Here is a 15,439-nt window from a genome sequence, read left to right as displayed (position 1 = left end):
AAAGTACAAACTCTTAATTTATTAATGCTTAATGACAAATGACAAAATGATTTTACTAAATCCCGGGCCTGTAAATTTGAGCGATCGCGTCAGAAATGCTTTATTGCGTCCTGATTTGTGTCATCGTGAAGTGGAATTTTCTCAACTTCAAACCAGAATCCGCGAACAGCTACTTCAAGTTTATGGTCTTGGAAGCAGCTGGGCAGCAGTTCTCCTCACCGGTTCTGGAACCGCCGCGATGGAAGCGATGATTAGCAGTTTAGTACCCACAAATGGGAAATTACTGGTAATTGAAAACGGTGTATATGGCGAACGACTATCCAAAATCGCCAAAATCCACGGCATTGATTACATCACACTTTCCCATCCTTGGGATGCCGAAATCGATATCAACGCTTTAGTCAAACTTTTAGATGAAAACGCCGACATCACCCATCTTGCTGTCGTCCATCACGAAACTACTACCGGTCGGCTAAATAACTTAGCGGAACTTGCGCTAATATGCCAAAAACGCCGAATCAAACTATTAGTAGATGCAGTCAGCAGCTTTGGTGCTGAAGAACTAAATTTTGCAGATTGGGGAATCACCGCTTGCGCTGCGACAGCCAATAAATGTCTGCATGGTGTGCCCGGAGTGTCCTTTGTCATCCTGCAACGGGATGCACTGCCATCAGTAGACACAATTCCCCGCACTTTATATTTAGATTTAGCAACTTATTGCCAGCAGCAAGACCGAGGCGGCACACCTTTTACCCAATCAATACAGACATTTTATGCTTTAACAGAAGCTTTGCAAGAAATGGCAGAAGCAGGGGGTTGGGGTGCCAGACACAGCCATTACAACCAACTTGCCAGCTTAGTTAGAGACGGATTAGCTTCAATGGGAATTAAACCCCTACTTTCTCTTGGCAGTTCATCCGTTGTCTTAAATGCCTACTACTTGCCAGACGGTTTCAGCTATGAGGAGTTTCACGACCAACTCAAAGCACAAGATTATGTCATTTATTCTGGACAAGGAAATTTAGCCCAATCTATTTTTAGAGTATCAACAATGGGAGCTATTACTCAGGTTGATATGGAACGATTTCTTACTGTTGTTAAACAAATTATTTCCAAAGATAGTAATTAAACCTGTCCGTAATATTAACTTTGTGTCGAAAAAGCGGCTGCAATTAGTACGTAGAGGCACAAGGTCTTACACTCCTACAAATCTAGAAATAATTTGCGATAATACCAATTCAAATAATGTTTGCGACACATCAATTATTTGTAAGGGCACAACAATGTTGTGCCCCTACCCATCTGTCGTATTCTTTTTTCAAACTGGGATAATTTATTTTTTGTAACACAACCAAAATCTCCCGCGAGGCTGCTCCAACTGGGTTGTTATGCCGCCTCCTATTTGCCATCATAAATGTTTGTAATAAGGACGATACGGATAGCACTCAAAGCCAGCACGCTTATAAAAAGTAAAGAGCCAGGGCTTTTCATCAGAGATATCACCACTTAGGGTTGTTGCTCCACAAATTATTGCTTCTTGCGCTAAAAGCTGTAAAACTGATGCTCCCAAACCTTTGCCACGTTTTTCAGGAACAATGTAGATTTCATCAATTGTCGCTAAAATTCCACCAAACTCAAAACTGAAACTAAAAGTCAAAACCGCATAGCCGACAGCACATGAGTTTGCAACAATCATCCAAAGCTTCACGAGTTGAGGGGAATCAAATGCAATATGTATTCGCTCTCGATAAACTTCTGTATCAAAATTGATGTTTTCTTCTTGATTGAAGCCTGACATTAACTCAAGTAGCAGGTCACTATCTTGGCTCGAAGCTTCTTTAAGTTCTAGGTTGCTGTACTGGGTCATCTTCTAGATTATTGCTACTAAAACATCATATTGAAACCGTTATATTACGAAATTACTAATATATCTCAGCGAATTAAACTGTTGAAACAACTACTGAATATAGAAGCAGGCAATTTCTCAAAAAAGCTCTAAATTTACCTATTTAGTTTTATAGCGATCGCTAACTTCATCAACAAGCCAATCGTACAATAGTTTAACCTTCCTGCTCAATAACTGCTTGCATCAACAGATAAATTTCTTAACCGAGCAGTATTGGGAGTGGGTTGTAATGACTGTGGTCAGTATAACTAAATGTATACATGAATAATACAGCAGTTTGCAAGTAGGTGAGGTACAAAATGCAGGACTAAAAATCAGATACAGGACTTACGCAAAGGTAACCGATAATCGAACCACAGAGGACGCAGAGGACACGGAGAAATAAGAGTTTCAGAGATGTCTTGCGTAAGTCCTAAGATACAAAGAGATTCTACCTCTTACCTCCAGCAATAAATGCCTTCTGCTTCCAAGTGCATCGCTTTGGACTTCATATAACAGAAAACTACTGTATTACGAATTATTTTAACAGGGCATTAAAGCATTAAATCTCCCCAATACTGCCATATCTTCTTCATCTAACTCCGTTGGAATCCCACTGCGAATCAATTCCGAAAAGTCTTCATTGGGAACCATCACAGTCAACGTGTACAAGCGAGTAGAACCAGTATTTTTAATCAAATGAGTCCCAGTAGGAGGTACTAATAAACTATCTCCAGCTTTGATTGCGGCGCTTTTGCCGTCACACATAGCGATCGCTTCCCCTTTGAGGACAAAAAACATTTCCACTGCCCACTGATGGCGATTTGGCGGTGTTTGTCCACCAATATCAAAAATCTCAATACAGCAAGTCAAGGAAGTATTAGCATTTGTCGAATCGAAGATAATTGCTAATCGATTAGAGTCGTTGGGACTGATGCGATATACTTGGTAATCTTTGGGAGATTTGATCACCGGAATTACACAACGAGTAGCGTACATTTGTTTATCCCCTCTGAAATTCTAGATGGGTATGAAAATTCCTAAAATCCGAGTTATGAATATTGAGTTGTTAGTTGTATCTTTTCATTCAATTTTAGATTTTAAATTTTGGATTTTGGGATTGAATAATTCAAAATCCAAAATTTAACCAAGTCTGAGATTAAACGAATGTGAACGCGAGAACAAATCTAAAATCTAAAGTTCTTGAGCGTTCGCGTAGCGTCCCGTAGGGAAGAAAGATTATTTATGCATGGAATCAATCTAAGATCTAAAATAGAATTACTCCTCACCCTTTTGCAGCGCTGTTAAAAGCCTTTGCGAGTCAGTGACAAAACCGAAGCATTGTTTGACATTGTACAATGTCGCCAGCCAACAATATTCAGGAGAAGTGGTAGCGCTACAATCTTTAACTAACACACAGTCATATCCTAAGAAGTTGGCATCACATAATGTAGCTAGCACACATTGATCAGCATTAACACCAGCAAAAAATAATGTAGTCCTTCCTAGATTCCGCAAGATACTATCTAATGGTGTATCCCAGAAGCCACTCATGCGGTATTTGTCCACATAAATATCTTCGGGAATCTGTTCTAGTTCGTCTACTATTGCTGCTGCCCAACTACCTGCCATGAGTACTCTAGCACCATTGCTTGGCAGTGGATCTCCCAATCCTACACCTGCCCCTGTGGGGTCATAGACATGACGCGAACTAGCACTAATATTGAGCAAGTCGGGGCGATTCCCCCAATTTACCCAAATGACTGGAACACCAGCCTCACGCAGTTCTGGAAGTAAGTTGTTTAAAGGTTCAATAGGCTGACGTGCCGGAGTTACGTCCACGCCGATATGCGCCAACCAGCCGTCAGGGTGACAGAAGTCGTTTTGCATATCAATGACGAGGATAGCAGCTTTTGCCAAGTCTAGACGCAGGGTTTTAGTTTCTGTTGATAAAATAACGCTTTGTGGGGTCTTTTGAGGACGAGTGATATCTGCGATCGCATCATTCACTGTCCACGCATTTGGTGGAACTCCCAATGTCCGAAAAGGCAAATTCATAAAATTGCAATACCCAATGCCATTTTCTATTTTGTAACTTGAAATTCGGTTGAAAGTACAATTACTTAATCAAGGTTAAATATGGTAAATTTCACTATTCAAAATGTTTTAATTGCCGCCAGTGATGATTATGCAAAGGTAGATGTACAGATTGTAAATGGTGCGATCGCTGCCATTGCCCCCAATTTACAGGTAATTGGCACACCTATAGATGGCAAAAATAAGCTGCTGCTACCTGGCTTTTTCAACGCCCACACCCACTCATCAGAGATGTGGCAACGCGGGATCATGTCAGTTTTGCCTTTAGAATTATGGTTGGCGGAACTGTATGATTTTGCCCCCCTCGATCCCGAACAGGTTTATCTCAGCGCTTTGGGTACTGCGGTGGAAACCTTACTTTCCGGCGGGACTAGTGTGGTAGATCATCTGGTGTTAATCCCCGGACTTGAGTTAGAAACGATCGCCATTGCAACTCGCGCTTACAGAGAAGTTGGAATTCGCGCCTTTATCGCCCCCTTAATTCAAGATGAATCCCTCACAGCAGGTATCCCATCCGGAGAATCAGCCCAAAATCATGAACCTTATTTTCGCTCAACTACGGCAACATTGGAAATCATCGAAGAGGCGGTAAGACAATTTCATCGCCCAGATGAGGGTGTGAATATTTTAGTTGCACCAACAGGGATACAATTGTGTACTGATGCTTTATTTCAGGGGTGTGCTGAGTTAAGCGATCGCTATAATCTTTGTCGTCACTCCCATTTACTCGAAACTAAGGCACAGGAAAAACTCGCTCAACAAAAGTACGGTTGTACTGCTGTGGAGCATTTGAAAAGAATTGGATATTTGAGCGATCGTACAACACTTGCCCATTGCGTTTGGTTAAATGATGCTGATATCGCCATCCTCGCCGAAACTCAATCTACAGTCGTCCATAATCCCTTAAGTAATCTGCGTTTAGGCAGTGGTATCGCCCCAATTCTAAAATATCGCCAAGCTGGAGTAAATGTAACTTTTGGTTGCGATGGTGCTTCGAGTAATGACTCTCAAGATTTGCTAGAAGCCATCAAAATGGGTTCGATTTTACATAATGTTACAGACTCAGATTATCAACACTGGATTACACCCCGACAAGCTGTAGAAATGGCATCTTTAGGCGGTGCAAAAGGATTTAATTTAGCAGATAAACTTGGTTCTTTAACTGTGGGTAAACAAGCAGATTTGGTACTTTATGACCTCACTAACTTATCATTACTCCCCCGTACAGACCCCATTGGTTTGTTAGTTTTAGGTCGTCCTAGCAATGTTGTTGATAGTGCTTGGGTGAATGGCAAGCAAATTATTACTGATGGCAAAGTGACAACAATTAATGTTGATGAATTGCGACAAGAATTATTTAACCGCAGTCAATGGGAGACAAAGCGCAAGTCTCAAACTGTGGCACAAATTGAGGCTCATTATCGCACGGTTATGGGATTGTAAAACATACATTGGCAGCCATCTTAGCTTTGGCTACCCGCGTAGGGTGGGGGAATTTTCAACTAAGAAATTTTCATCGCCAGAATCTTCAAAGCTACTGCTTCAGGGACAGGCATCACCGACAATCTATTTCCTTGTCTCACCAACATTAACTCTTCGGCGCTAAACTTCTCTTTGAGTATTGATAGCGATATGGGGTTAGAAAAAGTCTCAACAAATTCTACTACAACTGTTTGCCACCGAGGAGATATGGAACTTGATTTCGGGTCGTAGTATTTACTTCCTGGCTCAAACTGTGTTGGGTCAGCAATATCTTTTTTCACCACACGCATTAACCCAGCAATATTGGGAGAATTAGTGTTGGAGTGGTAGAAAAAAGCTAAGTCTCCTTCATCCATTTGGCGCAAAAAGTTGCGAGCTTGATAATTGCGAACACCGTCCCAGATAGTCTCGCTTTGCTTTTGAAGGTCAGCAATGCTATAAGCTTCTGGCTCTGATTTCATTAGCCAATAATTCATTGACACAAATTATGTATATAAAAATAACAAAGGTTTTTTAAACAAGGGGATTTTGCCCCTTGTCTTTGAGATGGTAGCTGGATTTACGCCAAGTTGTACTAATAAATATTTGACTTATATCATGTTCCCATAATTAGTTATGATTTCCACAGTCATTGCACCCCACACGCCAGACGCTCCACTTGGGGAGACCCCAGACGCTCCTCCGTCGCTAACGCTGGCGCTATCGCGCAGCGTCTCGTAGAGAAGACCGCACTAGCTTCCCTTAATCCCCTCCTCGCTTGCGGGGAGGGGAGACGAAGCGTAGCTTTGGCGGGGTGGGGTTCTTCAGGTTTAATAAGTAATCAAGCGAACATGATATTAACTGCGGTAAGCTATAACGGCATAAAACGGATCTCCTCCAGCTGCACCCAACCACTGTAATAAATTCGGTAATGTTGACTTATGAACTATAACTTCTGCGGTTGTAAATCCTGAAACTGAGGCGAAGTAAGCTTTGACTAATTCCACTCGCTGTGCTTCTGAAGCCTCCCGCCAAGCTTGAATTGCCTTTTCAAAAAACATCCGGTTAGAAAAGCTGATAATTGCGACACCACCGGGTTTTAGAATGCGGTAAATTTCGGAAAATACTGCTTCTGGATATTGCACGTACTGCACAGATACGCAATTGAGAACAGCATCAAAATCTTCATCTGGTAAAGGTAGCTGGGGATTTTCGTTAAGATTTTGCACAAAGTAATGATTTAAGCGGGGATTTCGTGCTAATTCCTCACTATTGAGTCCATGTCCTTCCACATGGTTAAACTGCATCTCTTCTGGTAGATGAGACACCCAGCTGCTCATCATATCAAAAATGCGGGTGTTGGGTTTCAGGCGATCGCGATATAAATCCGTTAGCTGTTGAATAAATCCTTCATCTACATGAGTGACGAAGCGGGGATAAGCATAAAACAGTTTATCGTCTGTGTCGTCTAATTTCAGGCGCTGATTCGGTCTTAACTGCATAAATTTTTGTTCTGGAGTACTTTTTGGGAAAATTGCTGCAATTTTAGGTATTTTTTTACAAACCTATGTAACATATTTTAATAACAACAGGATACATGAATGAGTTTAAATAGCAGCATTCAATTTTTATCAATTCAATGTTATATAAACTACACTTCTTGCAGCATATTTGGCGACAAATCCGCTTAGTCGCATCATCACCCTATTTTAGTTTGTTAGTTTGGATACTTCCATTATTATTATTTACTTCAGGGCACAATAGCCTAATGGCACATGATGAAGGGCTTTATGCATCGCGTGCCCGTCTGATGTTTGATTCTGGTAATTGGATAGCTCCTTGGGAAAGAGCGCATCATAAAACCCCTGGCCCTTATTGGTTAATTGCCAGTTTCTACAAGCTGTTTGGTATTAGTGATACTAGTGCGCGTCTTCCTAGTATAATTGCTGGCATTTTTAGCTTGTGGCTTGTATATGAAATTGGCAAAATTATGCTAGGCAAAAAATTAGGTTGGTTAGCTGCTGCAATTTTAAGTGTAGAATTTCTCTGGCTGCAATACTCTCGCTTAAGTACACCTGATGTACCGATGGTTGTCTTGGTGCTTTTAGCTATTTTGTCTTTAATCAAAACGGAATTACATCCCAAATATCGCTACTGGTGGAGTTTTCTAGCTGGTTTAAGTTTAGGTTTAGGCTTCTTAGTTAGAAGCTTTATGATTTTTTTGCCAATTATAGCTTTATTACCTTATTTAATTTGGGAACATCGCCGTCACCGTCATCTTACTAACCCAATTTTATATTTAGGTTTTTTCTTAGGTTTAATACCAACCTGTGTTTGGCTGTGGTTAAGCTGGCTACACTATGGAAATAATAGTTTTGAGGAGTTACTCAAGTTTGTTGTACAACTAGGTTCTGAAGAGCGGGAGTCTAATGGGCTACTATTCTATGTCTGGAATATTCCTGTAAAAGCGTTTCCTTGGGCTTTTTTCGGACTTTTAGGTTTATTTTTAACTCTTCGTCGTCCCATTCCTCGTTACCAGTTAATATTAGTTGGCTTTCCACTTGTTTTATTTGTAGAAATTAGTATTTTTAGCACTCGTTTATCTCACTATAGTCTTTGCCTTTATCCGTTCATCGCTTTGTTTGCATCTGTGGGTTTAAACTGGCTAGGCAATATTTACCACACAGAAATTCCCCCACACTTCCCTCTTCAAAAAAGTAAGAAAAAGATATTGAATCTTTTTGCAATAAATAATCTTGCCCGAAACCTCAGTTATGGCTTTGGTGGGTTAGGTGTTTTACTTGTGATAGCGAGTATTGGCATTTTTAGTTGGGGTAGTTCTGATATTCACAAGTATGCAATTATTGGCTTGGCTATGGGCTTGGGTTGGTTAATTTTACCTATAGTGTGGATTGCTCGTTACCACTTTGGCAAAAAGTTTCTCACAGCGCGTTATTGGATTGCAGGTTGGTTAATTCCCTGCTGGCTGGCTTTGGCGGCGATGGGTAGCGTAGGTTTTTTAAGTGACTATAACCCTGGTTTAAAAACTTTTTTACAACAAAGTGCGATCGCCTCAATTGTCCAATCTCATCCTACCTACTATGTAGATATAGATGCTAAAACCAAAGTACTGTTTAATTTCTATCTTTCTAGTCGCCCTCAACCAGTAGCCTCTATCTCCCAAATACCACCTTTGAGCTATGCTTGGATATATGCTAACCAATCTCCTAAATTATCTCGACCTCACCGCATTATTGGCACTTTCAAAGAATCCCAATTGATTCAAGTTATTCCCTAAGACCGATACAAAGCAACTATTGCTAAAAAAGGTCAATTTATTTATAATAGTACGTACGCTAAGTATTGTGTTAAATGGTTTCTACATCTAATAATTCCTCAGCTTTAAATTCATGGCAGCAAAACCTAGCACCATACAATTTGGGTTACAGAATCAAATTAGTCTCACAACTGCTCAGTCGCAAGTTTACTGAGAGGCTAGAACCATTTGGACTTACGCCATTTCATTGGTTGGTGTTGTGTTGTTTGTGGCAAGAAGATGGTTTACCTACTTCTAGTATTGGGGACAAACTCAAACAAGTAGGAGGGACTTTAACAGGCGTACTAGATCGGATGGAAGAACGCGGCTTGGTGCGCCGAGAACGCGACACTCACGATCGCCGCATTTGGCGAATCTGGCTAACAAATGCAGGTAAAGAACTAGAAGCTGTCTTACCCCCAATCGCCGCCGCAGTGCGTGATGAGGCGATGGATGGCATTTCTTTTGCTGATCGGGAATTGTTTTCCCAAATCTTGAATCGGGCGATCGCTAACCTCTCCTAAAGATAGTCCCACAATCACCCGACTGGGGGAAGTGCTGTAAAGATTTGTTTTCAGATAATGTTACGCATACGAAAGAAATAAGGATTTTTTTCAGGAAATATTACGCGTTCTAAATAAAATACTATTAATCAAATTTATTGAACGAACAAGCGAGTTAAGAATTATGACCAGTAATACTTTTAACGGACGCAATTAAAACAAAACCCCATTTATCGGAAAACAATTGATTCCTGATTCTGAGACTTTAGAAACTGTGACAGCACAAGCACCAGTTGTAACAGATGAGGTGAAATGATATTTATTAAAGCAAATTGGTATAAAGCAAGCCTGAGATGAAAAAACCGCTACTACCTGCATTAAAGTCAAAAAACTACCAATTGTTTTTTGCCGGACAAGGTATTTCTCTAATTGGAACGTGGATGACGCAACTTGCGACGATTTGGCTAGTTTATGACTTGACAAACTCACCATTAATGCTAGGAATTGTGGGATTTTCGAGCCAAATTCCTAGCTTTTTTTTAGCTCCCTTTGGCGGAGTATTTGTAGATCACTTTTCTCGATATCGTACCTTAATTAGTACGCAAGTCTTGGCGATGATTCAGTCGTTAACATTAGCAGTGCTGGCGCTGACTGGTGTGATTCAGGTATGGCATATCATTGCCTTGAGTTTATTCCAAGGATTTATTAACGCCTTAGATGCGCCAGCCCGCCAAGCGTTTGTGCCAGAATTGGTTGAACGCAGAGAAGATTTAGCCAATGCGATCGCCATTAACTCTACCATGATCAACGGTGCGCGATTAATTGGCCCTGCGATCGGAGGTTTACTAATTGCCAGTGTTGGAGCTGCCTATTGTTTTTTAATAGATGGTTTGAGCTACATTGCTGTAATCGCCGCTTTATTGGCAATGAAAGTTAAGCCTTGGAAACACTCAGTAACTAACGGTAATCCCTTGCAAAGAGTCAAAGAGGGATTTATATATGCCTTTAGTTTTCCACCCATTCGAGCCATCTTATTGCTATCAGCTTTAGTCAGCCTTATGGGGCTGCAAAACACTATTTTGGTACCAGTTATTGCAGAACAAGTTCTCAAAGGTGGCGCAGAAACATTGGGGTTTTTGATGGCAGCATCTGGAGTTGGAGCTTTAACTGGTGGTATTTATCTAGCTACACGCCAAACAATCTTAGGAATTGGTAAGTTGATTGCCATAGCTCCAGCAATTTTAGGAATTGGTTTAATTGCCTTTTCTTTATCTCGATTTTTACCACTTTCTTTATTTACAATGTTATTTGTTGGCTTAGGTACAATTCTCCAAATTGCTGCTAGCAACACATTTTTACAAACAATTGTTGAGGATGACAAACGTGGGCGATTGATGAGCTTATACACAATGTCATTTTTGGGGATGATTCCTATAGGTAATTTGTTAGGAGGTTTCTTAGCCAGTCGTATTGGTGCTACAAACACTTTAATTATTGATGGTATAGTTTGTATTTTAGGCTCTATCATTTTTAGCAGAGAGTTGCCTGCTTTAAGGAAAATAATGCTTCCAATTTATGAGCAAAGGGGCATTGTAATCAGTAAGAGAGCTTAGGATAAAACCTGCAAATAGATGTAAGAATTTAATAATTTTGTTGCTTAACTTTGAAACTGTTATAGCGGTTCCCGTTCAGATAAGTTACAACATTATATCGCCAGGTGTAGGGGCACGGCAGTGCCGTGCCCTTACCGATGTACCTTACATAATGGCAGTTCGTTTCCTAATCTATATTTTTCACAACTCAAATATGATTCCTATATCGACTATAAATTTGCTTTCGAGACTTTTTCAATTTGCCCAGTAAAGTATGCTTCTTCATGTTTGAGTTGTTGTGCTAGTTCCAACCCTCTTTTAAAAGCTGTTAATGCTTGAGGAAACTCTTTACGTTCTAGATACAATTGCCCAATTTGGTCATAAGCTTGCATCATTCCGTAAAAGTTGGCTGCTTGCGACTCTGTCTCCACAAGAATTTGACTAGCCTGCAAAGCCTCATCTGTTTGTCCTTGAGAACGGTACAGCGCAATTAACTTCTGCAAAGCTTCACCAGCACGAGTATACTCCTTTAATTGCCAAGCAGTAGTATAAGCTTCTTGATAATTATTAAAAGCTTCTAGCAGTAAGTTCGGATTTTCCTTTGCTAAAGATTCGTAATTTGAAGCGATCGCTAGCTTTAATTCTGGTATTTCAATAAGATTATTTTCATTGACGTAAATTTCTACTAATCTATTCAGTACATTCAACGACTGCTGCGGTTGTCTTGTCTGCTCATAAATGTAAGCCAGCCGTTGCAGATATGTTACCTCATTTACACGTTCATTTTGGGAAGTAGCTAAAGCCAACAATTCTTCGTAAACTGGAGCGGCTTTGGGATAATCAAACCAACTCAAATGTAGTTCCCCAATTATCCTGAGGTTTTCTACTAGTGCTGTTGTATTTTTTTGCTCTCGCACTACTAATAAAACTTGGTCGTAAGCTTCCACAGCTAGTTTAGGCGATCGCACATTTTGGTAAGCTTGACCTAGCGATCGCCATAATTCCAGATCAACTTGGGCAGTTGTTTTTTTAGATTGTGCCTGCTTTTGAATTGCTTGCAATCGCTGCGTAATATATTGTACTTCTTGTCCATCATTTTGCTTCCAAGCGATCGCTCCGACTCGTGATAGTGCTTGCACTTCTGCTAATGAACCTAAAAAGCGCCGCAAGCGAAGTTCCCGGTTCCAAATTTCAAACGCCGCCACTTGATCTCCTGCTTGCAATTTCGCTGCTGCTTCTTGATTTAACGCATCCAGCGCTGGTTGTAACTTTTGCTGTTCTTGGAGAGTTAATGGCTGTTTATCCTTGGGCGAACGTGGTAGTAGTGGATCTGGTGTGGTAATTTCTAGGGGATTAGGAGGAAATCTATCAGGAAGTTTGGGCTTTTTAGTCTGTGCCAGTGTCAAGGAACTGCTAAATACAATAGCAGCAGTCACAATCACAATTAAGCGCCTGAGCATGGGTACTTTACCTTACCTTGAGTTAGTTTCATGAGGTAATTATCCCCATGTCCTATTATTTTTACCTTATTCCAGCAATTCCGAAGCGTCACTGACTCAATCCAAAGCAGGAACCAAAATTTGTCCGTTGTAACCTGCTTGGTTATATTGTTCAAGGACATGAGTTGCAATACCTTTGCTCTGGCCTGATCTAACCAAAGCTACACTTGCCCCCCCAAAGCCTGCACCCGTCAGTCTTGCACCAAACACTCCTTCTGTTTTCTGCAAAATATCTACCAATATATCTAAAGCAGGCACTGAAACTTCATAATCATCTCGCAAGCTGGCATGGGAAGCATTCATTAATTCACCAAAGCGCTCAGATGTTACTCCCTGCAATACTTCCAAGACGCGGTTATTTTCCGTAACTACATGACGGGCACGACGCTGTAGTGGTTCGGGTAATGTTTTTGTTAGATTAACATCAGTAATATCTCGCAATGCTTTCACACCGAGCGATCGGGCCGCCTCCTCACACTCAGCGCGACGCTGGTTATAACCGCTACTTGCAAGTGTGCGCGGTACACCGCTATCAATAACCAAAATCTCCGCTTTCTCAGGCAAAGGCATTACCCGACGTTCTAAAGTCCGAGTATCTAAAAACAAGATATGCTCAGTGTCAGCCAAGCTAGAAGCCATCTGATCCATAATGCCGCATTGCACGCCAGCATATTGAATTTCTGCTTGCTGGGCAATTTGGGCGATTTCAACATCATCAATGGGAAGGTTCAGAAGTTGGCGTAATGCCCGGAGGGTTGCCACTTCCAAAGCGGCGCTGCTAGACAAACCCGAACCCATCGGAACCGACGATTGCACGTACACACAAAGCGATGGTACTGTATATCCTGCTTTTTGCAAAAGCTCAATACAACCAAAAATATAACTGGCAAATCCAGAAGGACTATGATTAATATCTGAAATGCTCACTTGCTCGTTTAAATTTTCCGAGTAAAAGTGATGCTGGCGTTGGCGTAGCCCGCCGTAGGCATCGCTACTAAAACTTAGCTGCACCGTTGTACCTTGAGGAATCGCGGTTGGAAGAACGAACCCATCATTATAGTCGGTATGTTCGCCCAGTAAATTTACTCTTCCTGGCGCACTGGCTTGAGTTTCAGGTGGTTTACCGAATACTTCTTGAAAATCCATAGTTTTTAATTATATAAAGGTACAGGGCGCAATCTTCCTTCTACCTCAACATTAGGAAAATTTGGATCAAAAGTCAGATTTTCCAACTTTCCATCCTCCAGAATCATGAAAGTATCTTCAACCTTTGCCCCTCGTAAACTGGGATTCCAAGCGACAGCAATACCTTCTGCCAAAGTATCAGTAGTGCTTGGATTTGCTACGATTTCTCGCGCTAAATATCCAGTGGTTCCTCCTTGGTGATGTTCAAGGATGGCATTGGGAAATCCATGCTGTTCATAAGCTTGAGTTAGCGCGTGATAAACTGCATCAAGACTGGTTCCAGGTTGGCACAAATTTAAAACTACTGCTTCTATTTCGCGCACATGGGAATGCAATTCGGCTTGTTCGTTTGAAAGCGCACCAAAACAAACAAATCGAGTCAGATTTGCATACAAACCGTAACCTCTAGCGCAAAACACCAGCATCGCTTGCCGTCCAATCTGTTCTGCTGTGGCTGTAGCATGACGGTATAGCGGTAAACGCCTCTCACCTGCTACCAATGTCAGCGCCGGATGCAAACCTTTCGCCCATAATGCCTCTGCACCCGCACCTGCTAACTGATATTCTGTCCAAGTTGGCTTGGCGGCTTTGAGTACTTCTGTCATTGCCTGACTAGCTTTTTGCCCAACTTGGCGATATCGCTCTAATTCACTTGACATCATTACCCGTTTATGTAGTTGCAGAGATGGGGGTAACGGCTGTTCTAAATTGGAGATGGGGCGATCGCTAATTACTTTTCCGCCACCAGTTGCATCACCAACAAAAGACTCACGCGCGGCAGCATCAGCCCAAGGGTTAATATGCATCTTAAAATTAGCAGGTAGTTCTTCATCAATAAGACGCTGCCCTTCAATTTCATCCGTCAATACCCAAGCATCATCAATAGTTACTAATACTTCTGCTATACCAGTTTCAGCAGTAAGCAGCACGGTGCTAGAAGCGCCACCTGTCGCCCAGGCAAACCAGTCTGTACCGCGCAAACGCACGCCTTGCACTTCAGTTTCACGCAAGGTTTGCCTGATTAACTCTAGTTTTTTGGAGACTTCTTCGTTCATACAAAATTAGAAACTACAGATGAATACACACAATTATGAGATTCATCTGTATTTATATGCGTATGTCTATGGTTGGAAAAAAACTTTGGTAGGGTATTGTATCCCACATTCCGTAGGTTAGTTAAGTTGAAAAAAGAGTTAAATACCTATAAGGGATGGCATAACACGAAAGACGCTGACTGTTGAACGAACTCGAATCGCCCCATATCAGCAGGAAGTTTTCAATATTTAGATGCGTTTGGTCTGCCCGCTACACCCTAAAGTTAGCGGGGGAATCTCAATCAGTTGTTTTTCTATTTGTGAAAAACTGGAACAACTGATCTTGATGGTGTATTGCTTTCGTCAGACAGAACGACAGACAGTAGTTTAGGTAATAACAGACAGGCACAAGTATTTATAACCGTGAAAATTATAGCTTCTATCAAACTCATAAATACCTCTTTTTAGGTGACAAATAGTAAATAGTGGTGACTATTTTTAGTCTTGAGTTAACACAAGCACAATAGCGTAGAACAGAGAAAATTTACAGGTGGAGTAAGGTACACCACCTATAAAAAAAGCAATTTATACCACTAATTTAATACTGTTTCAGCCAATATCCAATTAGTGTAAACATCCTCCATAAATCCTCTGTAGCCAGGAGTTTCACTCTGATTTCTAAACCTTACTTTCAAGGTAGTGATATAAGTTCCATTCATTACCTGATGACCATAGCCTAAAACTTGACCAACTTGGCCAGTTTTCTGATGCAGGGCATAATCTCCGATATTCAGCATAGTTCTAATTCCCTACTTACTAAATAGAGTGGTTTGTGTTGGAATATTTGTGCGTGATAGTAATGTTCTC

Annotated in this window: 14 protein-coding genes; 5 read left to right on the top strand and 9 right to left on the bottom strand. The window is 41.1% G+C overall.

Translation table 11 applies throughout. The annotated features are described in order from the left end of the window. Positions 1-31 precede the first annotated feature (31 nt). Positions 32-1,129, top strand: a complete 1,098-nt coding sequence (locus tag H6G96_RS06285) for a 2-aminoethylphosphonate aminotransferase (protein ID WP_242063182.1) — start codon at positions 32-34, stop codon at positions 1,127-1,129. Positions 1,130-1,408: 279 nt separating this feature from the next. Here the strand turns inward: H6G96_RS06285 and H6G96_RS06280 are convergent, their stop codons facing one another. The 3 genes from H6G96_RS06280 to H6G96_RS06270 form a co-directional block, all read right to left on the bottom strand. Further along, positions 1,409-1,867, bottom strand: a complete 459-nt coding sequence (locus H6G96_RS06280) for a GNAT family N-acetyltransferase (protein WP_190910637.1) — start codon at positions 1,865-1,867, stop codon at positions 1,409-1,411. A 561-nt stretch (positions 1,868-2,428) separates the two neighbouring features. Further along, entirely contained in the window at positions 2,429-2,884 is a 456-nt protein-coding gene (locus H6G96_RS06275) for a cupin domain-containing protein (protein ID WP_190910636.1), read from the bottom strand. 279 nt (positions 2,885-3,163) lie between these two features. Then, the gene (locus H6G96_RS06270) at positions 3,164-3,943 is read right to left on the bottom strand and encodes an isochorismatase family cysteine hydrolase (protein WP_190729738.1); all 780 of its coding nucleotides are present in this window, start codon (positions 3,941-3,943) and stop codon (positions 3,164-3,166) included. Between the two features lie 81 nt (positions 3,944-4,024). Here H6G96_RS06270 and H6G96_RS06265 point away from each other — a divergent pair, with 81 nt between their 5' ends. Continuing rightward, the gene (locus tag H6G96_RS06265) at positions 4,025-5,425 is read left to right on the top strand and encodes an amidohydrolase (RefSeq protein ID WP_190910635.1); all 1,401 of its coding nucleotides are present in this window, start codon (positions 4,025-4,027) and stop codon (positions 5,423-5,425) included. 59 nt (positions 5,426-5,484) lie between these two features. Here H6G96_RS06265 and H6G96_RS06260 read toward each other — a convergent pair whose 3' ends face one another. Beyond that, positions 5,485-5,940 (bottom strand): EVE domain-containing protein, encoded by a 456-nt coding sequence (locus H6G96_RS06260; RefSeq protein WP_190910634.1) that lies wholly within the window; start codon positions 5,938-5,940, stop codon positions 5,485-5,487. Positions 5,941-6,300: 360 nt separating this feature from the next. Beyond that, complete coding sequence (locus tag H6G96_RS06255) at positions 6,301-6,945, bottom strand: class I SAM-dependent methyltransferase (RefSeq protein ID WP_190910633.1); 645 nt, start codon at positions 6,943-6,945, stop codon at positions 6,301-6,303. A gap of 137 nt (positions 6,946-7,082) precedes the next feature. On the opposite strand from H6G96_RS06255, the gene H6G96_RS06250 reads away from it, so the two are divergent. From H6G96_RS06250 to H6G96_RS06240, 3 genes are all read left to right on the top strand, one after another. Then, positions 7,083-8,741, top strand: coding sequence for a glycosyltransferase family 39 protein (locus H6G96_RS06250; protein WP_190910632.1), 1,659 nt, complete (start codon positions 7,083-7,085; stop codon positions 8,739-8,741). 74 nt (positions 8,742-8,815) lie between these two features. After that, entirely contained in the window at positions 8,816-9,283 is a 468-nt protein-coding gene (locus H6G96_RS06245) for a MarR family transcriptional regulator (RefSeq protein ID WP_190910631.1), read from the top strand. A 332-nt stretch (positions 9,284-9,615) separates the two neighbouring features. Continuing rightward, positions 9,616-10,875 carry an MFS transporter gene (locus H6G96_RS06240; RefSeq protein ID WP_190910630.1) on the top strand — a complete coding sequence of 420 codons (1,260 nt, stop codon included), beginning with the start codon at positions 9,616-9,618 and terminating at the stop codon, positions 10,873-10,875. Between the two features lie 209 nt (positions 10,876-11,084). On the opposite strand, the gene H6G96_RS06235 is transcribed toward H6G96_RS06240, so the two are convergent. From H6G96_RS06235 to H6G96_RS06220, 4 genes are all read right to left on the bottom strand, one after another. Further along, the gene (locus tag H6G96_RS06235; RefSeq protein WP_190910629.1) at positions 11,085-12,314 is read right to left on the bottom strand and encodes a hypothetical protein; all 1,230 of its coding nucleotides are present in this window, start codon (positions 12,312-12,314) and stop codon (positions 11,085-11,087) included. A 96-nt stretch (positions 12,315-12,410) separates the two neighbouring features. Beyond that, positions 12,411-13,499, bottom strand: coding sequence for a galactokinase (galK, locus tag H6G96_RS06230; RefSeq protein WP_190910628.1), 1,089 nt, complete (start codon positions 13,497-13,499; stop codon positions 12,411-12,413). Positions 13,500-13,504: 5 nt separating this feature from the next. Then, the gene (locus H6G96_RS06225; protein ID WP_190910627.1) at positions 13,505-14,593 is read right to left on the bottom strand and encodes a M24 family metallopeptidase; all 1,089 of its coding nucleotides are present in this window, start codon (positions 14,591-14,593) and stop codon (positions 13,505-13,507) included. Between the two features lie 572 nt (positions 14,594-15,165). Continuing rightward, complete coding sequence (locus H6G96_RS06220) at positions 15,166-15,369, bottom strand: hypothetical protein (RefSeq protein ID WP_190910626.1); 204 nt, start codon at positions 15,367-15,369, stop codon at positions 15,166-15,168. Between the last annotated feature and the right edge of the window lie 70 nt (positions 15,370-15,439).

Source organism: Nostoc sp. FACHB-892 (genome assembly GCF_014698795.1).
Classification (GTDB): Bacteria; Cyanobacteriota; Cyanobacteriia; order Cyanobacteriales; family Nostocaceae; genus Nostoc.
This window is presented reverse-complemented; position numbering and strand designations above follow the sequence as displayed.